Raw genomic sequence first — 21,126 nt, 5'->3', positions numbered from 1 at the left:
TTGGAATTACATGATAGATAATTTTTGGCGTGATTTGCCGCGTCCATTTTTTGTACTGGCTCCGATGGAAGATGTCACAGATGTTGTTTTCCGTCAAGTAGTCAGTAAAGCCGGAAGACCGGACGTATTTTTCACAGAGTTTACAAATTCGGATAGCTATTGTCATCCAGAGGGACAGAAAAGTGTGCGTGGGCGTTTGATTTTTACGGAAGATGAGCAGCCGATGGTGGCACATATTTGGGGGGATAATCCTGAGTATTTCCGTCAAATGAGTATTGGCATGGCAGAGCTAGGTTTTAAAGGTATCGATATTAATATGGGCTGTCCTGTGCCAAATGTGGCATCGAGAGGGAAAGGTAGTGGCCTTATTCTACGTCCAGATGTGGCGGCAGAATTGATTCAAGCTGCAAAGGCGAGTGGACTGCCTGTCAGTGTGAAAACACGACTTGGCTATAAGGATGTAGAGGAATGGGAGGAATGGTTAACGCATATTTTCAAACAAGATATTGCGAACCTGTCGATTCATTTACGAACAAGAAAGGAAATGAGCCAAGTTGATGCACATTGGGAGCTCATTCCAGAAATCAAAAAATTACGCGATCGTATCGCACCTAATACGCTACTTACGATCAATGGAGACATCCCTGACCGACAAACGGGGCTAGAGCTTGCCGAAAAATATGGGATTGATGGCGTAATGATTGGACGAGGTATTTTTAAAAATCCCTTTGCTTTTGAAAAAGAACCAAAGGAGCATAGCAGTAAAGAGTATCTTGACCTTTTAAGACTTCAGCTGAATCTTCAAGATCAATATGAGGAAGTACTCCCACGCTCCATCACAGGGCTTCATCGCTTTTTCAAAATATATGTCAAGGGATTCCGAGGTGCCGGTGAGTTAAGAAGCCAATTGATGAACACGAAATCAACAGATGAAGTGCGTGCATTGCTTGATCGCTTTGAAGCAAATCATATTGAGTAACAAAGAATCCTACTTCATTAGGGTGAGGTAAGCAGTATCCTGTCACTAAACAGAAACTTGCCTTTTTGGAATGTGCATATTACAATAAAAAGTAAGTTAATAGCAGGTTTGAGTAACTGAGAGACCATTGAAAACATATGTGCCTAGCGTACATATGCTTTTGATGGTCTTTTTTTATCGTTAAAATGATGAGGGAGGAAATAAATTATGAGTACAGCTTCTGCGTTACAACGACAACAAACAATAGAGGAACTTCAAGATAGGGAGTACGATTTATTAGTAATTGGTGGCGGTATTACAGGTTGTGGTATTGCACTGGATGCTATTGCTCGCGGTCTTTCTGTAGCATTAGTGGAAATGCAGGATTTTGCAGCAGGAACTTCTAGCCGTTCCACAAAATTGGTACATGGCGGTTTACGATATTTAAAGCAATTTGAAATAAAAGAGGTAGCAGAGTTAGGGAAGGAACGTGCCATTGTTTATGAAAATGGTCCACATGTGACAACACCTGTTTGGATGTTATTACCTTTTCATAAGGGAGGGACATTTGGAAAATACTCTACAAATCTCGGCTTGCGTGTCTATGATTTTTTAGCGGGCGTCAAACGTGCAGAACGCCGTTATATGTTAAGTACAGGTCAAACCATTGAGAAGGAGCCATTAGTGAAAACAAAGGGATTACTTGGCGGTGGTATGTATGTAGAGTATCGTACTGATGATGCTCGTTTAACCATTGAAGTAGCAAAGGCAGCCATTGAAAGAGGGGCAACATTATTGAATTATATAAAAGCCGAAAACTTTTTATATAATGAACAGCAAAAAATAAGTGGTATTGTTGCGACGGATTTATTAACAAATCATGCAATCGAAATTCGTGCAAAGGCTGTCGTTAATGCTGCTGGTCCATGGGTGGACGATGTGCGCACAATTGAAGGGAAGCAAGCAGGGAAGCATTTAATTTTATCGAAAGGTGTGCATATTGTTTTTGATGAATCCAAATTCCCATTAAAACAAGCTGTTTATTTTGATACACCCGATGGTCGCATGGTATTTGCAATCCCTCGACAAGGAAAAACATATGTAGGGACAACAGATACATTTTATGAGGGTGATGCTCGCGATATGGATATTTATCAAGAGGATCGCGATTATATAATGAACGCTATTCGTTATATGTTCCCAAATGTGAAGGTGACCGATGCGGATATTGAATCAAGTTGGGCAGGCGTTCGTCCATTGATTCATGAAGACGGAAAAAATCCATCTGAAATTTCTCGTAAGGATGAAGTGTGGATTTCGCCATCGGGACTTGTAACAATTGCAGGTGGAAAATTAACCGGCTATCGTAAAATGGCTGAAACGGTATTAAATACGATTGCACAAGAGCTAGAGCAACAGTTTGGTATTAAATCTTCTCCATGTACAACAAAAAATATTCCGATTTCTGGTGGCCATATTGGCGGCTCAAGTAAATTTTATGCCTTCTTATATGACCATACAAGAGTAGGCAAGAAAATAGGCTTATCTGAGGAAGAGGCCAAATTTTTAACACAGCATTATGGTAGCAATGTAGAAATTGTTTTTAATTATGTAAAGGAAGGACACCCTATTTTACCATCATGGCTATATGCGCAATTGATGTATGGTATTCATCATGAAATGGTCGTTCATCCAAATGATTTTATGGTTCGCCGGACAGGGTATATGTTCTTTCAAATGGCAATTGTTCAACAATATGAAGAGGCAATTCTGGATGAAATGGCTAAGCAACTCAACTGGACAGCACAGCAACGGACACAATATGAAGAAGATGTAAAGAAAGAAATAAAACGAGCGACAACTGCGCTATAATGATGTAGTTACTCTCAACATAATATAAGGGTGAGCGTTCACATTGTATTATAAGGGAAGGAGAGAATGGAATGCATTTTGATAATCAACAGGTGATTCCTGCTGCGCGTACCGTCAAGCAATTTGACGAGATAATAGCAAGTCCATTCGATTATATTGTGCTATTGGAGGTGCACATTAGCTTATTGATGTCTTTAAAGCGTGAGGCACAACGACATGGAAAAAAATTAATTATTCATGCGGATTTAATTCATGGTTTAAAAACAGATAATTTTGCAGCGGACTTTTTATGTAATGATATACGTCCAGCTGGCATTATTTCAACGCGTTCCAATATGCTAATGAAAGCCAAAGCGCGTGGAATTATGGCTATTCAACGAGTGTTTTTAATTGATACGATTGCTCTTGAAAAAAGTTATTCGATGATTGAAACAGCACAGCCTGATTATATTGAGCTGTTACCTGGCATTATTCCGACGATGATTCAGGAAATCCATGAGCGTACTCAAATCCCTGTTATTACAGGTGGCTTAGTGCGTACAGTGGACAATATTGAAGAAGCATTAGCTGGTGGTGCTATCGCTGTTACAACTTCTAATAGGCAATTATGGGAAAATTTCAAAAAATAGTTGACTCTGTATGTTTTTTTCTCTAAAATGGACATAAGTTCATACGCACGTGGTTAGGAAAAGGAACCCACATTTGTTCATCTACATGTATTAATGTAGTTTGATTGGATGTGGGTTCCTTTTTGTTTTCTATGGGCTATTATCACAAAGGGGGATTAAACTATGTCTACGTTTACAGCTGAGCTGGTCGGCACAATGATTCTTATTTTATTTGGTGGCGGCGTAGTAGCAGGTGCCGTGCTAAACAAATCAAAAGGCTTTGGTGGTGGATGGATCGTCATTACCTTTGCATGGGGGCTTGGGGTTGCAATGGCAGCTTATGCAGTAGGTGGAATCAGTGGTGCTCACCTAAATCCAGCATTAACAATTGCCCTTGCCACGATTGGAAACTTTCCTTGGGCAGATGTGCCAGCCTATATTGCTGCACAAATAATTGGTGCATTTTTAGGGGCTACACTTGTTTACTTTATGTATTTACCACATTGGCAGGCAACAGCAGATGCCGATGTAAAATTAGCGCCATTTTCCACAATGCCAGCTATTAAGCATCCTTTATCAAATCTATTATCAGAAATGATAGGAACATTTATTTTAGTTTTAGGAATTTTAGCTTTAGGTACAAATACTATTACAGATGGTTTAAATCCATTTTTAGTTGGTATGTTAATTATTGTAATTGGGATGGCTTTAGGGGGTCCAACAGGTTATGCCATAAACCCAGCTCGTGATTTAGGTCCACGTATTGCGCATTTTATTTTACCGATTGCAGGTAAAGGAGATTCTGGTTGGAGCTATGCATGGGTACCAGTTGTAGGTCCAATTATTGGAGGTACATTTGGTGCATTGTTTTTCCAACAAATATTTGAAGGGAAAAATAGTATTGCGTTTTGGATTGTTGCAGTAATTGTGATTGCTATTTTCATAGGAGCACAATTAACGGTTAAGAATGTTCAAGTAGAAGACTAAATTATTTGGAGGGATTTCTATGTCAGAAAAAAAATATATTTTAGCGTTAGACCAAGGAACTACAAGCTCAAGAGCTATTCTTTTTGATGAAACGGGTAAAATCGTACACACAGCACAACAAGAATTCCAACAACATTTTCCACATGCAGGCTGGGTAGAGCATCATGCAGAGGAAATTTGGTCATCTATTCTATCTTGTATTGCAACAGTGTTATCAGAAAAAGGTGTGAGTTCAAATCAAATTGCAGGGATTGGGATTACCAATCAACGTGAAACAACCGTAGTATGGGATAAACATACTGGCAAGCCTGTATATAACGCAATTGTTTGGCAATCACGTCAAACGAATGATATTTGTGAGCAATTAAAGGAAAGCGGTTACAATGATTTATTCCGTGATAAAACAGGTTTATTAATAGATGCTTACTTCTCAGGTACAAAAGTGAAGTGGATCTTAGATCATGTTGAGGGAGCTCGTGAAAAAGCGGAGGCTGGAGAGTTGCTATTCGGCACAATTGATACTTGGCTAATTTGGAAGCTATCCGGTGGAAAAGTACATGTAACAGACTATTCAAATGCCTCTCGTACATTGATGTATAATATCCATGATTTAAAGTGGGATGAAGAACTATTAGAAATTTTAACAGTTCCCGCCTCTATGCTACCAGAAGTACGTCCTTCTTCTGAGGTTTATGGCTATACAGAGGAGGCATTATTCTTTGGCTCTGCTGTCCCAATTGCGGGAGCTGCAGGCGACCAACAAGCAGCCCTATTTGGTCAGGCATGCTTTGAGGAAGGTATGGTTAAAAACACATATGGCACAGGTTGCTTTATGTTAATGAATACTGGTGAGAAGGCAGTGAAGTCAGATAATGGCTTATTGACCACATTAGCTTGGGGCTTAGATGGCAAAGTAACATATGCTTTAGAGGGCAGTATTTTTGTAGCAGGTTCTGCGATTCAATGGTTACGTGACGGTTTACGTATGTTCCGTAATGCAAGTGAATCAGAGCAATATGCAACACGTGTAGAGTCAGCTGATGGTGTTTATGTTGTCCCAGCATTTGTTGGCTTAGGAACACCGTACTGGGATTCTGATGTGCGCGGAGCTATCTTTGGCTTAACACGAGGAACTGCGAAGGAGCATTTTATACGTGCTACGCTAGAATCATTAGCGTATCAAACAAAGGATGTATTAGCAGCGATGGAGGCAGATGCTAATATTCCGCTAGCCAAATTACGTGTAGATGGCGGAGCTGTGGCCAATGATTTCTTAATGCAATTCCAGGCAGATTTATTGGATGTTCCTGTTGATCGTCCAATTATTAATGAAACAACCGCTTTAGGCGCAGCGTATTTAGCTGGCTTAGCAGTTGGCTATTGGCATTCGACAGAGGAAATCAGCAAATATTGGAATTTAGATCGTCAATTTACACCTAATATGAATAATGACCATCGTGATAAAATTTATGGAGGATGGAAAAAGGCTGTTGCTGCAGCGCAAGTATTTAAGTAAGCAAATCATTTGAGAGCCTGGGACATAACTAGCTTCAGTTAATAGAGAAATCCGAATTTGAATGCATTCAAATTTGGATTTCTCTATTTTTTATGTTGTCTCCAGATAGCTCTTAACTAATGTCCAATGAGTCCTCAATTTTTCAATTATTTGAGCGAGGTCTTCCAATGCTAATTCCTTTTCATTTCCTTTGGCATGAATTCTTTTTCAAACAGCCTATCGTATAGCTGGTTTGACTTTTCAATCAGTCTGTTTTGCCATTTGCATTAACTATTGGTGCTCTAGCTACAGATACTGGTGGCGGGGTTCTTGTTTTTATGCACGGCTTTTTATTTACAAGCCCTACCATTATTCATACTTCTGATAAGTATTTCTTTTTATTTATATTTTTATTTGAGAAAGGTGAAGAAAACGTCCAATTCTTTATAGAGCTGTGTATTTTTGTGGTTAGGAATAGAGGATTTAGAGAGATGTCAGAGAATTGTATATAAGTACCATTATATGTAATGACATGCTTATAGGAGTTGTATGAAAATGGTTGTGACAACGAGACCGTTAAAAATTAAGTATAAAAAGTTAGCTAATCCTTTTCAGGAGTTTATGCAGATCAGTCCTAACAATAATGCCCTTACGAAGGAAGTAGTCTTTCTACGTTATATTGGTATACCTGATTCTGTAGATCTTTATAAAGAAGATATTTTAAAAATGGATGAGTATTTCACAAAGCAAAGCGTATTTTATTTACGACTACATAGGCTTGAGGTCATCAATAATAAGAAAGATGCAGATAGACTGTCGGAGCTTTGGGAGAATTGGCAGGTTGCTGCTGATAGTATGCAATTACTGTATGAGACATCTTTATGCGGTAAATTAGCGAATGATCAACTTGAATGGACAAAAAAGCTTAGCTTTAAAAACATTCTACATCTTTTTAAAGAACAACAGCCGCATGCGAATGACACTTTACTAAAAAACTTTGCAGTTAAATTTTTATATTGGATGGATTATTATTTACCACAAATTTTTTCTAAGGAAAATCAAGCATCCTCTAAAATTGTTTTTATAGGTGACATTACGCAGCATGAATCATTATTCTTATATTTCTTATCGACACTTGGCTGCGATATATGCTATATGAATCCTAAAGGGGATATCACTAATTTGTATCCTATCATAGCAGCATCATCTAATTTGCAGAGTTGTCCTGATTGCTATGAAAAAGAATTCATAATCCCTAAAATGCTTTCGATGAAAAGCATACCACCACAACAACCGACGATTCTTCCAACCCCTAGTTCAAGCATGGTTACTTCAGAAGAGTGTAGTTATGAACAGTTGGCTTCTTTAGCGACGTCTGTTGTCATGATAAAGACATTTGCCGAGGATGGTAAGTTGTTATGTTTTGGCTCTGGAGTTGTTCTCCATCGCGATGGCTATATTTTGACGAACTTGCATGTAGTAGGTGGTGGGAAATATTATTCTGTGCTATATGAAAATGATTCAAATGAATATACTACGCATCAATTTGTGAAATATCATGATATACATGATTTGGCTATTTTGAAAGTGGACAGAACAGGCCAACCTTTACCGGTTAAAATGGATGGTCATTTAGTCAGAGGACAAAAGATTGTAGCGATTGGCAGTCCTCTCGGTTTATTTAATTCGGTCTCTGATGGAATTGTTGCGGGATTTAGAGATATACAAAAAATGTCTATGGTTCAATTTACAGCTGCTATTTCAAACGGAAGTTCCGGTGGTGCTTTACTGGATATGCAAGGGAGGTTGGTCGGTTTAATTACAGCTGGTTTTAATGATGGTCAGAATCTTAATTTGGCTGTACCGGCTCATGTCATCTATCAATTTGCTCAAAACTTTATTGAGTTACCTAGTTAGTTTCCACTATTCAACCATTGCTTTTTTATGCGTAATCTTATAGAATGTAGAGCGGTATAAATGAACGAAATAAATCACCTTTAATACGGTCCAGAGAGGCTGAAAAGGGCTACATGATATTTTTAGGCTTATAATATCTTTGCTTTGGCATGCCCTTTTGTCTTCTCTGACTAAAGGGCTTTTATTTTTGTTCAAATACACCTCTTTTAAAGGAAGTCCCGTGAGGCTTCAAAAGAGAATGGACAAAACAACCATAATCCATTCACTCGAACGCTAAAAGAGAGAGACAACAAAAATCTGGAGGTTAGAAAGAATGGATTATCGAAAAAAAACCGTGGTCGCTTCAGTGGCCGGGTTAACGCTAGAAGGAATGGACATTATGTTTATTTCTTTTGCGATGACAATGATTATTGCAGAATTTAACATTGATCTGGCAACAGGTGGATTAATTTCATCTATCACGAATATTGGTATGCTTTTAGGTGGGATTATTTTTGGTGTGCTTGCAGATAAGTATGGTCGGGTAAAAGTGTTCACATATACCATCATATTGTTTGCAATCGGTACTGCCCTAACAGGAGTAGCAACAAGTATTGAACAAGTTTATGTATATAGATTTATTGCTGGACTAGGCGCTGGTGGGGAGTACGGTATCGGAATGGCGCTTGTCGCCGAGGCTTGGCCAAAGAATAAACAAGGAAGAGCCTCTTCATATGTGAGTGTAGGTGCACAATATGGGGTCATCTTAGCAGCTTTATTAAGCGCCATTATTTTACCGACACTAGGATGGAGAGCACTATTCTTTGTTGGCGTATTACCAGTAATCTTTGCCTTTATCGTACGAAAAAATCTTCATGAATCACCAGAATGGCTGGCGTCACAAAACAACCAAAGTAACAAAGAGAAAAAAGGGAAATTGGCACAGTTATTTGCAACACCTCGTGTCACTATGACGACCTTAACCTTAATATTAATGGCAACTGTTCAAATTGCAGGTTATAATGGCCTGATGATCTGGCTACCATCCATGCTCCAAAAATCGCAAGGCTTATCTGTTTCAAGCTCAGCATTGTGGACAATTAGTACTGCAGTCGGCATGATTATCGGCATGCTTACTTTCGGAAGATTTATGGATCGTTTTGGGGCGAAACGTGCATTTGGTATCTTTTTATTGGCTTCTGCATGTGCCGTATTTCTATACTCCTTTGCGACAGGAGCTGTAGCTATATTAATGGGTGGTGCAATTGTAGGATTCTTCTCTAATGGGATGTTTGCTGGCTACGGTGCATTAATTAGTAGCTTCTATCCAGTGCAAATTCGTAGTACAGCAACAAATACAATTTTTAACTTTGGTCGAGCAATAGGAGGATTTTCACCAATCTTTGTCGGCTATATTTTACAAAGCTATGATATGACAGTCGTTATGATTTACTTAGCAGCGTTATATGGCATTTCCTTTATGGTCATGCTAACGCTAAAAGGCTCGACTGAGGACTTGCAAAAAGCTTAATCCTATCCATTACAAAAGAACGAATTCCACTTCTTCAAAAGGAGAGGGATTCGTTCTTTTCTTGTTAGTTTTTAATTATAATAAACCTTTTGAACGTTTCTCAGCAATTTCCACGAGGCGTTTTGTAATTTCTCCTCCAACGGAACCATTAGCGCGAGAAGATGCTTCTGGCCCAAGCTGAACGCCAAACTCTTGTGCAATTTCATATTTCATTTGATTCACGGCTTCTTGTACACCAGGTACTAGAAGTTTATTTGAGCTACGATTATTATTAGCCATTATTCTCACCTCCTTGCATATAGAATGGTTGCCTACATATTTTTCATACATTTTAAAAGAAGGAAACGCACACGCTAATTGCTAACAGCAACAACTTGTGGAAATCAAGCTAAAATGAGCAAACTGTCTGTTATAATAAAGCCTGGCTCTTTGCTAAAGAAGGTTGATTAAAAGGAGGAATTTATCAATGACGAATAATGATATTCTCATTCGTTTACGCTACGCGTTAGATATAAAAAATGTAGATATGGTGGAAATATTTAAGCTAGGTGGCATGGTTTATACGAAGGAAGAAATATTAAACATGCTTCTTAAGGTTAATGATGAGGAAGAAGCACCAGAAGAATACATCAAATGTAATAACAAAATGGTAGAAGCTTTTTTGAATGGATTCATTACTTTTAAAAGAGGTCCTCAAAAGCCAAAGGATGGACAGCCAGAAGGTCCATTACCTGTCTCGGGGAAAGAAAGCCCAAATAATATGCTTTTAAAGAAAGTGAAAATTGCCTTAGCTTTAACAACGGAGGACATGCTTGAAATATTATATGATGGTGGTATTAAAGTAACAAAAGGTGAATTAGGTGCGATCTTAAGAAACCCAAGTCATCGCAATTATAAAGAATGTGGCGATTCATTTGTTCGTAATTTCTTAAGAGGCTTAACATATAAATATAGAGAATAATGTACTAATATAGCGAGAATCAATCATAAAGTACCATTTTTTTCTTTTAAACTAGTTGACAATTTGTGACGGAATTGTGTACAATCAAATTATCACAAAATGTTCACAAAAAAGATGAAAAATGTTCACAAACAAAGGGGTGCTTGTATGATTTATTTTGACATCTTATTAGTAGCTATTGCATGTGTTACAATGCCTTTTATTGTTGCGGTTATGCTAGATATTTTTTATGCAGAACGAAAAAAAGTTCGTTTTTCATTAAAACGTACTTCATTATGGTATGTGGCTATGTTTGCTCTATCCTTTATACCATCTGTATTACTGATTACACAAAACGTATAAATTATTCAAACACTTAGGGGTAAGTGGAAAAATATGCAGCTGTGACATGAATCCATGTTGTAGCTGTATTTATTTTGTCCAATAAATTCGAATAACTAGTAATGAAGTAGTATAAAATATGTATATTTTAAATTGGTAGCATTGACTACTTTTTCCCATTGTGTTAATTTTGGGAGGGGAAAGATAGGCAAATTTACTAAAAAGTAAAGATGCAAAGCTACAGGTCTAAGGGAATAAGTACTTAGATGGCTAGGTTGCAAAAGAGTGCTAGTTGTATCCTTTAAATTCTAGTTTTAGTTCTTTTTATGCCTATTTCTTTCGGAATAGGCTTTTTATTTGCAAAAAAACGTATAAGGAGGAAAAAAGTCATGAATTTATGGAAAAACATCTCATTAAAAAACAAACTTTTATTGACGGTTTCCATTGTTGTGTTATTGCTTATAGCCGTCATCACTACTCAAAGTATTAAAGAATTAAACAATCGAATGACTGTTGATTTGGAACAAGAATTAAAAAGTGTTGGTTTGTTAACAGCGATGAATTTAGATAGTAATGAAGTGAAGGATTTATTGTCTGAAAAAGGAGAAACGAACGCCAAATTTACGAAGGTACAAAAGCAACTCGATATGATTCAAGAACAACAAGGTATTATGAGTTGGAGTTATATTTGGGATGTACAGGATGAGGGTGGGGTCAATCCGATTGGCTATACATCTAATTTGAATGAGGTCTATGAAGCAGGAGAAATTTTTACCGATTTAGCGAATGAGCATGTAGAAACAGCAAAATTAGCTATTCAAAATAATAGTACGGAAGTAACAGATATATTCGAGGATCCTTTTGGTTCCTGGAGAACAGTTTTCAGCCCCATTCACGATGATAATGGGCAATTGATAGCGCTATTAGGAATTGATTACTCTGCGGACTATATCAATACCATTATTAAAGCAAGTGTTATTAAGCAAATTGTCATTGCAATTATCGGAATTTTAATTTTATTAATATTAGTTTACATAATTATAGATCGTTTATTAAAGCCACTTCAAAAGGTGGTAAATGTAGCAAACCAAGTAGCAAATGGGGAGCTAATAAATGTTGATTTAGATATTACTAAAGATGAAATCGGCAATTTATCAGCATCTATTCAAACAATGGTTGCCAATTTACAACATATTATTTTAAACATCAGAAATACTTCGAATCACGTATCTTCAGCAGCGACTCAATTAACGGTCAATGCTGGTGAGACTTATAACAGCTCTACTAATATTGCCAATGATGTAAAGCAAATTACCCAAAATGCAGAAGCTTCTATGACAATGACAGAGGAAACAGCTGCTGCTATGGAGGAGACTGCAACTGGTATCCAACAAATTGCTGACTCGGCTAATACAGCGGCAGAATCTTCTATTTCGGCATCACAAGCATCTGAACGAGGCAATCAAGTTGTGCATCAAGTTATTGCACAAATGGAATTAATCAATGATTCAGTTGAGCAAATTGGCACTACGATTAACGGCTTACATGTTAATACTAAAAAAATTAGTGACATTGTCAGCTTAATTACGGCTATTGCGGACCAAACAAATCTTTTAGCATTGAACGCAGCCATTGAAGCGGCACGAGCAGGGGAACATGGGAAGGGCTTCGCTGTTGTAGCTGATGAGGTGAGAAGACTAGCTGAGCAATCCTCACAGTCAGCAACTGAAATATATAATTTAATTAGTTCGATTCAGTCAGATTCCAATGCCTCTCTTACTGTTATGGAAAAAGGAAAAGAAGATGTAAAAGTAGGTATGACATTTACTAATGAGGTGGGAGAAATCTTTAAGGAAATTCTTTCTTCCTCAGAAGAAGTGGCAAATCAAATACGTGAAATTTCGGCAGCCTCTCAGCAAATCTCTGCCTCCTCGGAGGAAGTGGCTGCATCTGTTAATAACATTAAACAATCTGCAGAATTATCGGCTGATTTTTCTTCTAATGTTTCCAAATCTACACAAGAGCAGTTAACGACAATGCTGGAAGTGAAAGATGCTTCCTCAGCTCTTGGGCAAACAGCAGAAGAGCTTCAAGCACTTGTGACAAAATTCAAATTGGAGAGTGATCAAGATGAACATTGATTTTACAGGCAAAAATGTTTTAATTACTGGCTCTAGTAAAGGGATTGGCAAAGCCATTGCATTAGGCTTTGCCCAACATGGGGCTAATATTTTAATCAATTATATTGGGGATGAGCATGAGGCAGAGGCAGTTCGTATGGAGGCTGAAAAGTTTGGTGTTAAAGCAATGACCTTCCATGCAGATGTTTCTAAATCTCAGGAAGTGCAAGACATGTTTCAATATATGGACAAGCATTTAGGAGAAATTGATATTCTTGTGAATAATGCTGGGTTTGCACAGGCATCCAGCATTACTGATTTGACGGATGAGCAATGGGACAAAATGATTAAGGTTCATTTATATGGATGTTTCTATAATTGCCGTGAAGCTGCTAAAAGAATGAAAGAACGTGATACAGGGAAAATCATTAATATTTCTTCTGATATAGGGAGCTTAGGCTGTGAAGAATTTACGCATTATTCTGCCGCTAAAGGTGCTATTAATGCTTTTACAAAAGCTTTAGCTAGAGAATTAGCACCATCTATACTTGTTAATGCAGTAGCTCCAAGTGGTACGTTTACGGACATTTTAAAAGAGTTTGGGGACAACTATGTGGAGGAAGAATCGGCAAAATACCCATTAAAACGTTTAGCACAGCCAGAAGAAATCGCCAAAAGTGTGCTATTTCTAGCCTCTCAGCATGCTAATTTCTATACAGGTCAAATATTAACACCTAATGGTGGCGTTGTAATGAACGGATAATGGAAACTAAGGAGTACGAGCATGTTAAATATAATCATCTTTAGCTTATACTTACTATTTATTTATTATATTGGCTATAAAGGGTACAAGCGTGTCAACACAGCAGAGGATTTAATTGTTGCTGGATGGAGTATGCCTCTTTCTGTTGTCACAGGAAGTTTAGTCGCGGCTTTATTAGCTGCTCCATTCTTTTTTGCAGCAGTTGGCTCAGGCTATACGAGTGGTGGCTTTGAAGGTTCAGCAACAATGGGTGGCTTAGGAACTTGTATGATTCTTGGTGCACTCATTTGGACAAAGCCACTACGTCGTTTAAAGGGCTGGACATTAGCAGATTACTATGGCTTGCGCTATGGTAGTAAAAAGCTAGGCGCCTATACAGGTGTTGTAATGGCCATTGCCTTTGGTGTATTTAATGCAGCAGCATTAACAGTCGGTGGTACATATATTATTCAGCAGCTATTACAAATTGACTTCATTCCTGCAGCACTTCTATTTGTATCGTTAACAGCTATCTATTCGGTTATAGGTGGTTTATGGGCAGTCGCTTATACAGAAATTGTACAGGGTGCACTTGCTGTAGCAGGAATTCTAGGAATTACTATCTTTATTTTATTTTACTATCCAGATGTGACCTTTAATCCTGAGTGGTGGAATATTCATACATTGTTTGAGAAAGCGGGAGCCGAGTTTTGGACGCTATATCTTGTCTTAGCACTTGGAGACATTCCAGCAGTTGATCTTGGTCAAAGAGTAGCAGCGGCGAAAAGTCCAAGAGTAGCTCAGCGCAGTATGATCATTGCGGGGACTATAGTTATTGCAATCAGTTGGATTCCAGGAATGTTGGGTGAAGCTTTCAAATCTATTTATCCTAATAGTACTAACCCAGAAACATTAATGCTTACCTTTGCACAAGGTTATTTCCCACCGCTTTTGGCAGCCATTTTTTTAACGGCCATGGCAGCTATGGGGATGTCCACGGTAGCTGCATGCTATGTAGCGACTTCGGGGATTGTCACAAAGAACATTTATTTAGATTTTATTAATCGTAACCCTGATCCTAAAAAGCTGCTAAGATTTTCACGTGCTGTCATTCTATCAAGTGCTTTACTAGGGCTAGTGTTAGCGATTAGCTTTCAAAAGGTTATTGATTTAGCGTATTTAGCATGGGATGTTATTTTTGTAACGATATTCTGGCCAATCGTTTTAGGACCATTTTGGAAACGTGTGAGTACACCTGCTGTATGGGCAAGTATATCCGTTGGCCTAATCTATTACATTGTGACTTCATTGACATTTGTGCCTAGTTTGACCATCCAATCAGAAGGATTCCTTGGTCTATTAAATGAATTATGGCAGGCACCGGTATTTTCCGGCGTTGTTATTACGGGGGTTACTATTGTAGTCGTAAGTCTACTAGTGCCACCATCACAGCATGTACTTGAGATGCACAAAATAGAAAAAGATAAAACGCTAGACGACGTAAGCAGTAAAGAGGAATTAGTCGATCGCTAATAGAGAACATGAGATCCTTGTACATTCATCGATCTCATGTTTTTTATATTGGAGAAATAAGTATGAAAAGATAGATTCATGAATAGATTGCTAGTACATTAAACTATTTTTCTAGCGATTATCTTCATAAAGGCGGGATATGAATGAAAATTATTTTCTTCATTTTGTTAGGGATCATCTATCTTTTTCTAGCAAATGCGATTGAATTAGCCATTATTCAGCAGCTCTTTTTTTTAATTGGTTTAGCTTTAGTGAGTATAGGAATTATTCGTTATATAAAAGAGCGTTATGTGGAATCACAAAAGTATGCGCAAATGAAGGAAGCTAGTGAGGAGGAGATGAAGGCGATCCCACACACTCAATGCTTATTATCAGAGGACGCTTTAAAGGGGTTATTGCTAAATGAACAGACAAATATGCTCATCTTCGCTCAAAGAGAAGAATTAGAGGAAGAACTTAAAATAATAGAAATTCCGTTTAGTAAAATCTATGAGGTAGCTATGATGGAGGATGAAATGTTCGTCCTCCGAACTAAAAATTACTTAATGAGCGGCTCGTTGCTAGGCGAAGAGGAAGATTTTGCAGAAGAAGAGGAAGAAGATGATACTGATACTGTTTCACAACTATCATTAAAGTTTGTAGTCGATCATTTATCAGAGCCTATCTTAGAGTATATATTTATGGATCAGGGGGAACATCCTATAGCGAGAGATGAGGAAGAATATGAAGAAGCAATGGAATTATGTGAGAAATGGTTTCAAAAGATAAGTGTTATTATTAAGCGCCATGAGCTGGAAAGAGTGCCAATTAGACATTGGCAATAATGAAAAGATAAAAAGCTATCTCAAATCTAGAAAAAATGGAGATAGCTTTTAATATCGTTGTTCTAAATTTTAAACTGTTTTAATTGGCCACTTAATTCCTCAGCTAATCCAGCGAGCTGATTAGCGCTTCGAGCTATTTCCTCCATAGTAGCGGCCGTTTCCTCCACAGTCGCTGTCGTTTGTTCAACTCCAGCAGCGGATTCCTGTGAAATAGAGGCCATTTCATCAATAGAAGCATTGATCGATTCTGAACCATCAGCTAGTTGATTTAAATTATCGGAAATAGTAGTAATATTATCAATCATATCCTCTACAGCACTCGATATTTGTTCAAATGTATCACTTGTTTGATCAAGCTGTGCTGTTCCTCTTTTGACTTCCTCATAGCCTGTCTGTAAGGCAGTAGTGACAGTACCTGTATCACCTTGAATACGGTTGACGATTGTTGAAATATCAGTCACTGAGAATTGTACTTGTTCGGCAAGCTTGCGGACCTCGTCTGCTACAACGGCGAAGCCCTTCCCATGTTCACCTGCTCGGGCCGCTTCAATAGCTGCATTTAAAGCGAGTAAATTGGTTTGGTTGGAAATATCATCTATCACAGAAACCAGTTTGGAGATTTCAGCAGATTGATCATTCAAATTTTCAACCTTTTTCACAGAATCTAACATGATTTCATTAATAGTGGCCATTTGTTGTGTAGATTGAATCATTAAGTTTTTGCCACTAATCGTTAAATCTTGAACCTGGCTAGAATGCTCTTTTAGCTGGGTACCTTCTTGTGTTGTTTCTTGAATACTACGTTTGAAAGCTGTCATCGTTTCTGCTAAATCACCCGTTGTAGAGGCTTGCGTTTCTGTGCCAGAAGCTAGCTCCTGCATAGTCACTGTAATTTGTTCAGTACCTGCCTGTACTTCATTGGAAGATTGTGCTAGCTCTTCGCTACTTGCTGCTACAGTTTCAGAAACCGTATAGATGGATTGAATGGTTTGCTTTAATTGAACATTCATCTCGTTTGCTGAAGACATTAACGTTCCAATTTCATCGCGTGTTTTTACAGTTAATGGGTCAAGCTGTAAATTACCATCTGCTAGTTCCTTCATACGATTTGCTACAACCTTAATGGGCTTAGAAATCGTACTAGCTGTAACAATGGCGATTAGAATACCAATAATCGTTAAGATGGAGCTGAAAATAATGCCGATTGTACGATTGGTAGAGCTCGTTGTTACAACATCATTACCAACAGCTGTAATGGCTTCTTCACGGTCATTAGCTAGCTGTTCATAGCCATTACGTACGTTAGACACGAGATTTTGTGTATCCATTAAATTTTCTAAAGCTAGTTCCTTATTGCCCTTTTGATAGACATCGAATACTTCTGTCTTCACAATTTGGCTCCAATCACGTGCAAGTTCTACAGTTTTAGTGCGTTCCTCGGATGTATCATATTTGTCTAGCAGCGCATTATTATCTTCAGCTATTTGACGATACTCATTAAACGTTTCCTTATATTTTTCATCGCCGGTTAACACATAGTTTAAGGCTGCTGACAACCGGACACTCATAGAGAGTGCTAAATTGTTACTTGCATTGAGAACTACTAAATCTTCCTTTACTAAAGCCTTTGCTTGTTTTTCCATAGCTGTATTGGAAGTGTAAGTGTAAGCTGTAAAGCTAACGACTAAAACTAACAAAAGTATAAATGCACTTAAAATTTTTGCTTTAAGTGTTTTAAACTGATAAATGCCTTTCATTTCCCCATCCCTTTACCTAACTCCATATAGAGTATTTTGAATAACAACTTTTATTTTATAACTATTTAGATAGATTAATAAGCCATTTGGTAAAAATAATTAAAAATAGTTTTTTAGTTCAACAGTATAATTATTTTTCTTTTACGAATAGTAAAATATGTATAGTTGACGGATGGTTGATTAAAATAATTATGCGAAATTTCCTAATGGCAAAGAAAAAACACCTGAAGCAAAATGCCTCAAGTGCCTTGAATCATATATTTATTGTTTTTTACTTTTTGCCAGTCGCTCCCACTGTAGTAAAGAAGGATAAGGATCAAATGCCCATTCAGTTCTTCCATTAAATTTGTAGATGCCATAATGGAGATGAGGGGGGAATTTTCCAGATGTACCTTCTTTGCCGTAACCAGAGCTTCCGACATAGCCGAGCACAGTGCCAGGTTCCACAATTGTGCCTACTTCAATATCCTTATGATAACTTCCAAGGTGGGCATAATAGTGATAAGAGTTATGATTATCACGGATGCCGATACGCCAGCCGCCAAATTGGTTCCAACCTTTTACTTCGACCACCCCATAGGAGGTAGATAATACAGGTGTTCCATAATTGGCAAAAATATCGGTTCCCTCATGTATACGACGTCCACCCCAACCTCTATTGGCCCCCCATGTTCCTCGATAGCTGTAAGTAGAGCGGATATTAAGTGGGAAAGTATGGGCATCAAGCTCGATGGTTTTATAATGTCTGTATAAAGTAGAAATGGTAAAAATTTGATTCACTGCTTCTTCGCTGCCGTAGTACTCCCATAAGGCTAATTTAAAATCCTCATCAGTTGTTCCATATTTAGCTAAGTAACTGGCCATTGAGAAGATGACATCCTCATCGTCCTTAGGGCTAGCAATGCCATCATTATTACCGTCTAGACCCATTCCTCCAAAATAGCTAATGGTTTCGGGTTTGCTGTCTTCCTTTACAGGATTTAATGCGCCAGACCAATACTCATCAGAAAATTGAATGGACAAATAGCCATCTCGCTTAGGGATATCTTTTCGAACGGATTGTAAATTTCTCTCATATTGATCAATAGCAGCTAAAAAATGCCAAGGAATGAGCAATTCATCAAATTGTACATAATAAGACATACGCTGCTGCATAATTTCTTCTTCCGTCGCCTCCTCCTTTGCAAACGAGGCATTCGGGTAGAGTGTAATTCCTAAAAGTATGAAAGTTAAAAGAAATGTAAAATGACGACGCAATGATGGACCTCCTTTCTAAAGTTTAGAATAACCGAAATTTTTATCTTCATTCCAGAAAGCTTTTTCCTTACGATTTAGACAATGTTTTCCCGGTTTTTTTGGTAATAAAAAAATCAATAATAAGAAGAAACTTCACGAAAGAAAAAGTAATCGGTATCATCATGTCATTTGCTTCATACTATGTTATAAATCAAGCCCTGAATGGAGGGAAGGCTATTAACATTTTAGATAAAGTGAAAAGCTATCGCGAAGAAGAAAATAGGCTGAAGTGGGAAGGCACATTTGCAGATTATTTAAACATTATTAGGGAAAGACCTGAAGTTGCACAAACAGCCCATTCACGCGTCTACAATATGATAAAAAGTGCTGGTGTAGAGGAACGCGATGGGCAAAAAATGTACAAATTTTTCGGACATGAAATTTTTGGGCTTGAAACAGCAATTGAAAGACTGGTGGAGGAATATTTCCATCCAGCAGCACGCAGGTTAGATGTTAGAAAGCGTATTTTATTATTAATGGGACCAGTTAGTGGTGGTAAATCAACAATTGTTACTTTATTGAAACGCGGGTTAGAGCAATATTCTCGAACAGACGAGGGTGCGGTCTACGCAATTAAGGGATGTCCAATGCATGAGGACCCATTGCACTTAATTCCACATCATTTGCGTAATGAATTCTTTGAGGAGTATGGCATAAGAATTGAAGGAAGTTTATCGCCTTTAAATACGATGCGTCTTGAAAAGGAATACGATGGACGTATTGAAAATGTAATGATTGAACGAATTTCTTTTTCAGAAGATAAACGAGTAGGGATAGGAACATTTACACCTTCTGATCCGAAATCGCAGGATATTGCCGATTTAACAGGAAGTATTGATTTCTCCACAATCGGTGAATTTGGTTCTGAATCAGATCCCCGTGCATATCGCTTTGATGGGGAGCTCAATAAAGCCAATCGAGGAATGATGGAGTTCCAAGAGATGCTGAAGCTGGATGAAAAATTCTTGTGGAATTTATTATCTTTAACACAAGAGGGTAATTTCAAAGCGGGAAGATTTGCATTAATTAGTGCGGATGAGTTAATTGTAGCTCATACAAACGAAACCGAATATCGATCCTTTATTTCTAATAAAAAGAATGAGGCATTACATTCCCGTATTATTGTTATGCCTATTCCGTATAACCTAAAGATGAGTCAGGAAGAGCATATTTATGAAAAGATGATTAAAGAGAGTGATATGTCCCATGTTCATATTGCGCCGCATGCTTTAAAGGCCGCAGCAATCTTTTCGGTTCTTACAAGATTGGAAGTTCCGAAAAAACAAGGTGTGGATCTGATTAAGAAAATGCGCTTGTACGACGGAGAAAATGTGGAGGGATTTAATTCCGTTGACTTAGAGGAACTGAAAAAAGAGTTTCCTAATGAAGGCATGAACGGTATTGATCCGCGCTATATTATTAATCGTATTTCATCGGCTATTATCCGTAAAGAAGTGCCATCTATTAATGCATTAGATGTTTTACGAGCTTTGAAGGATGGATTGGATCAGCATGCTTCCATTTCTCAAGAGGATCGTGAGAAATACATGAACTATATTGCGGTTGCCCGCAGAGAGTACGATGACATTGCGAAAAATGAAGTACAGAAGGCTTTTGTGTACTCCTATGAAGAATCAGCGAAAACATTAATGAATAATTACCTTGATAATGTAGAGGCATTTTGTAATAAAAATAAATTATTTGATCCGCTTACTGGGGAGGAAATGAACCCAGACGAAAAATTAATGCGTTCGATTGAAGAGCAAATCGGCATTTCAGAAAATGCTAAAAAGGCATTTCGTGAGGAGATTCTCATTCGTATTTCTGCCTATGCACGAAAAGGCAAACGTTTTGACTATAATTCTCACGAAAGATTACGAGAAGCCATTCAAAAGAAATTATTTGCCGATTTAAAAGATGTAGTGAAAATTACAACCTCATCAAAAATGCCGGATGAATCGCAACTCAAGAAGATTAATGAGGTAGTCGCAAGACTTGTTGATGAGCATGGTTATAATACAACTTCTGCTAACGAGTTGCTACAATATGTAGGAAGCCTGTTGAATCGATAAACAACTTTTATTGTTCCAAGTCAGATAGGAGTGTCCCAATTTGGGCACTCCTTTTACTATCAAAATGAGGGGTTTTTATGGAATGAATTATTGAATTTATAAAAAACGTTCAAGAAAGTACTTCTCAAGCATAGTATAGAAAAAGCGAATTTG

General features: G+C 37.8%; 17 protein-coding genes and 1 riboswitch. Of the genes, 14 read left to right on the top strand and 3 right to left on the bottom strand.

All coding sequences use genetic code 11. The annotated features are described in order from the left end of the window. The first annotated feature begins 10 nt into the window (after nucleotides 1-10). The 7 genes from MKX57_RS20925 (at nucleotide 11) to MKX57_RS20895 (ending at nucleotide 9,347) form a co-directional block, all read left to right on the top strand. On the top strand, nucleotides 11-979 hold the full coding sequence (locus MKX57_RS20925; protein ID WP_107922552.1) for a tRNA-dihydrouridine synthase: 969 nt from the start codon (nucleotides 11-13) through the stop codon (nucleotides 977-979). Between the two features lie 207 nt (nucleotides 980-1,186). Beyond that, entirely contained in the window at nucleotides 1,187-2,830 is a 1,644-nt protein-coding gene (locus MKX57_RS20920) for a glycerol-3-phosphate dehydrogenase/oxidase (protein ID WP_089986800.1), read from the top strand. 71 nt (nucleotides 2,831-2,901) lie between these two features. Continuing rightward, a complete protein-coding gene (locus MKX57_RS20915; RefSeq protein ID WP_008173630.1) occupies nucleotides 2,902-3,459 on the top strand; it encodes a glycerol-3-phosphate responsive antiterminator in 558 nt (185 codons plus the stop codon). A 162-nt stretch (nucleotides 3,460-3,621) separates the two neighbouring features. Continuing rightward, nucleotides 3,622-4,425: an MIP/aquaporin family protein gene (locus MKX57_RS20910; protein WP_107922553.1), complete on the top strand. Its 804-nt coding sequence runs from the start codon at nucleotides 3,622-3,624 to the stop codon at nucleotides 4,423-4,425. 19 nt (nucleotides 4,426-4,444) lie between these two features. Beyond that, nucleotides 4,445-5,941, top strand: a complete 1,497-nt coding sequence (gene glpK, locus MKX57_RS20905) for a glycerol kinase GlpK (RefSeq protein WP_115648587.1) — start codon at nucleotides 4,445-4,447, stop codon at nucleotides 5,939-5,941. A gap of 534 nt (nucleotides 5,942-6,475) precedes the next feature. After that, the gene (locus tag MKX57_RS20900; protein ID WP_043989613.1) at nucleotides 6,476-7,837 is read left to right on the top strand and encodes a trypsin-like peptidase domain-containing protein; all 1,362 of its coding nucleotides are present in this window, start codon (nucleotides 6,476-6,478) and stop codon (nucleotides 7,835-7,837) included. 313 nt (nucleotides 7,838-8,150) lie between these two features. After that, nucleotides 8,151-9,347, top strand: coding sequence for an MFS transporter (locus tag MKX57_RS20895; RefSeq protein ID WP_008173625.1), 1,197 nt, complete (start codon nucleotides 8,151-8,153; stop codon nucleotides 9,345-9,347). A gap of 75 nt (nucleotides 9,348-9,422) precedes the next feature. Here MKX57_RS20895 and MKX57_RS20890 read toward each other — a convergent pair whose 3' ends face one another. Further along, nucleotides 9,423-9,626: an alpha/beta-type small acid-soluble spore protein gene (locus tag MKX57_RS20890; protein ID WP_008173624.1), complete on the bottom strand. Its 204-nt coding sequence runs from the start codon at nucleotides 9,624-9,626 to the stop codon at nucleotides 9,423-9,425. 187 nt (nucleotides 9,627-9,813) lie between these two features. On the opposite strand from MKX57_RS20890, the gene MKX57_RS20885 reads away from it, so the two are divergent. From MKX57_RS20885 to MKX57_RS20860, 6 genes are all read left to right on the top strand, one after another. Beyond that, nucleotides 9,814-10,308 (top strand): DUF1456 family protein, encoded by a 495-nt coding sequence (locus MKX57_RS20885; RefSeq protein ID WP_090002983.1) that lies wholly within the window; start codon nucleotides 9,814-9,816, stop codon nucleotides 10,306-10,308. A gap of 147 nt (nucleotides 10,309-10,455) precedes the next feature. Further along, nucleotides 10,456-10,650: a hypothetical protein gene (locus MKX57_RS20880; protein ID WP_043989610.1), complete on the top strand. Its 195-nt coding sequence runs from the start codon at nucleotides 10,456-10,458 to the stop codon at nucleotides 10,648-10,650. A 176-nt stretch (nucleotides 10,651-10,826) separates the two neighbouring features. After that, nucleotides 10,827-10,912, top strand: a riboswitch (cyclic di-GMP riboswitch). 106 nt (nucleotides 10,913-11,018) lie between these two features. Next, nucleotides 11,019-12,770, top strand: a complete 1,752-nt coding sequence (locus MKX57_RS20875) for a HAMP domain-containing methyl-accepting chemotaxis protein (protein ID WP_089986802.1) — start codon at nucleotides 11,019-11,021, stop codon at nucleotides 12,768-12,770. After that, nucleotides 12,760-13,512 (top strand): 3-oxoacyl-ACP reductase family protein, encoded by a 753-nt coding sequence (locus MKX57_RS20870; RefSeq protein WP_008173618.1) that lies wholly within the window; start codon nucleotides 12,760-12,762, stop codon nucleotides 13,510-13,512. The genes MKX57_RS20875 and MKX57_RS20870 overlap by 11 nt, the downstream gene beginning before the upstream one ends. A gap of 21 nt (nucleotides 13,513-13,533) precedes the next feature. Continuing rightward, the gene (locus MKX57_RS20865; protein ID WP_089986803.1) at nucleotides 13,534-15,024 is read left to right on the top strand and encodes a sodium:solute symporter family protein; all 1,491 of its coding nucleotides are present in this window, start codon (nucleotides 13,534-13,536) and stop codon (nucleotides 15,022-15,024) included. Between the two features lie 143 nt (nucleotides 15,025-15,167). Further along, on the top strand, nucleotides 15,168-15,848 hold the full coding sequence (locus MKX57_RS20860; RefSeq protein ID WP_342550574.1) for a hypothetical protein: 681 nt from the start codon (nucleotides 15,168-15,170) through the stop codon (nucleotides 15,846-15,848). Between the two features lie 62 nt (nucleotides 15,849-15,910). Here the strand turns inward: MKX57_RS20860 and MKX57_RS20855 are convergent, their stop codons facing one another. Further along, on the bottom strand, nucleotides 15,911-17,605 hold the full coding sequence (locus tag MKX57_RS20855; RefSeq protein WP_342530889.1) for a methyl-accepting chemotaxis protein: 1,695 nt from the start codon (nucleotides 17,603-17,605) through the stop codon (nucleotides 15,911-15,913). Nucleotides 17,606-17,866: 261 nt separating this feature from the next. Then, a complete protein-coding gene (locus MKX57_RS20850) occupies nucleotides 17,867-18,862 on the bottom strand; it encodes a M23 family metallopeptidase (RefSeq protein ID WP_089986806.1) in 996 nt (331 codons plus the stop codon). A gap of 161 nt (nucleotides 18,863-19,023) precedes the next feature. Between MKX57_RS20850 and MKX57_RS20845 the strand changes: the two genes are divergently transcribed. Further along, entirely contained in the window at nucleotides 19,024-20,973 is a 1,950-nt protein-coding gene (locus MKX57_RS20845) for a PrkA family serine protein kinase (protein WP_008173608.1), read from the top strand. The last annotated feature ends 153 nt before the right edge of the window (nucleotides 20,974-21,126 follow it).

The organism is Lysinibacillus sp. FSL M8-0216, from assembly GCF_038595555.1.
Taxonomy (GTDB): Bacteria; Bacillota; Bacilli; order Bacillales_A; family Planococcaceae; genus Lysinibacillus; species Lysinibacillus fusiformis.
This window is presented reverse-complemented; position numbering and strand designations above follow the sequence as displayed.

Bases quoted from the DNA above. Each gene is read 5' to 3' on its own strand.
- MKX57_RS20900 (WP_043989613.1), top strand. From the start codon at position 6,476: ATGGTTGTGACAACGAGACCGTTAAAAATTAAGTATAAAAAGTTAGCT.
- MKX57_RS20870 (WP_008173618.1), top strand. From the start codon at position 12,760: ATGAACATTGATTTTACAGGCAAAAATGTTTTAATTACTGGCTCTAGT.
- MKX57_RS20855 (WP_342530889.1), bottom strand. From the start codon at position 17,605: ATGAAAGGCATTTATCAGTTTAAAACACTTAAAGCAAAAATTTTAAGT.
- MKX57_RS20925 (WP_107922552.1), top strand. From the start codon at position 11: ATGATAGATAATTTTTGGCGTGATTTGCCGCGTCCATTTTTTGTACTG.
- glpK (WP_115648587.1), top strand. From the start codon at position 4,445: ATGTCAGAAAAAAAATATATTTTAGCGTTAGACCAAGGAACTACAAGC.
- MKX57_RS20915 (WP_008173630.1), top strand. From the start codon at position 2,902: ATGCATTTTGATAATCAACAGGTGATTCCTGCTGCGCGTACCGTCAAG.
- MKX57_RS20880 (WP_043989610.1), top strand. From the start codon at position 10,456: ATGATTTATTTTGACATCTTATTAGTAGCTATTGCATGTGTTACAATG.
- MKX57_RS20910 (WP_107922553.1), top strand. From the start codon at position 3,622: ATGTCTACGTTTACAGCTGAGCTGGTCGGCACAATGATTCTTATTTTA.
- MKX57_RS20890 (WP_008173624.1), bottom strand. From the start codon at position 9,626: ATGGCTAATAATAATCGTAGCTCAAATAAACTTCTAGTACCTGGTGTA.
- MKX57_RS20920 (WP_089986800.1), top strand. From the start codon at position 1,187: ATGAGTACAGCTTCTGCGTTACAACGACAACAAACAATAGAGGAACTT.
- MKX57_RS20845 (WP_008173608.1), top strand. From the start codon at position 19,024: ATGTCATTTGCTTCATACTATGTTATAAATCAAGCCCTGAATGGAGGG.
- MKX57_RS20875 (WP_089986802.1), top strand. From the start codon at position 11,019: ATGAATTTATGGAAAAACATCTCATTAAAAAACAAACTTTTATTGACG.
- MKX57_RS20885 (WP_090002983.1), top strand. From the start codon at position 9,814: ATGACGAATAATGATATTCTCATTCGTTTACGCTACGCGTTAGATATA.
- MKX57_RS20865 (WP_089986803.1), top strand. From the start codon at position 13,534: ATGTTAAATATAATCATCTTTAGCTTATACTTACTATTTATTTATTAT.
- MKX57_RS20860 (WP_342550574.1), top strand. From the start codon at position 15,168: ATGAAAATTATTTTCTTCATTTTGTTAGGGATCATCTATCTTTTTCTA.
- MKX57_RS20895 (WP_008173625.1), top strand. From the start codon at position 8,151: ATGGATTATCGAAAAAAAACCGTGGTCGCTTCAGTGGCCGGGTTAACG.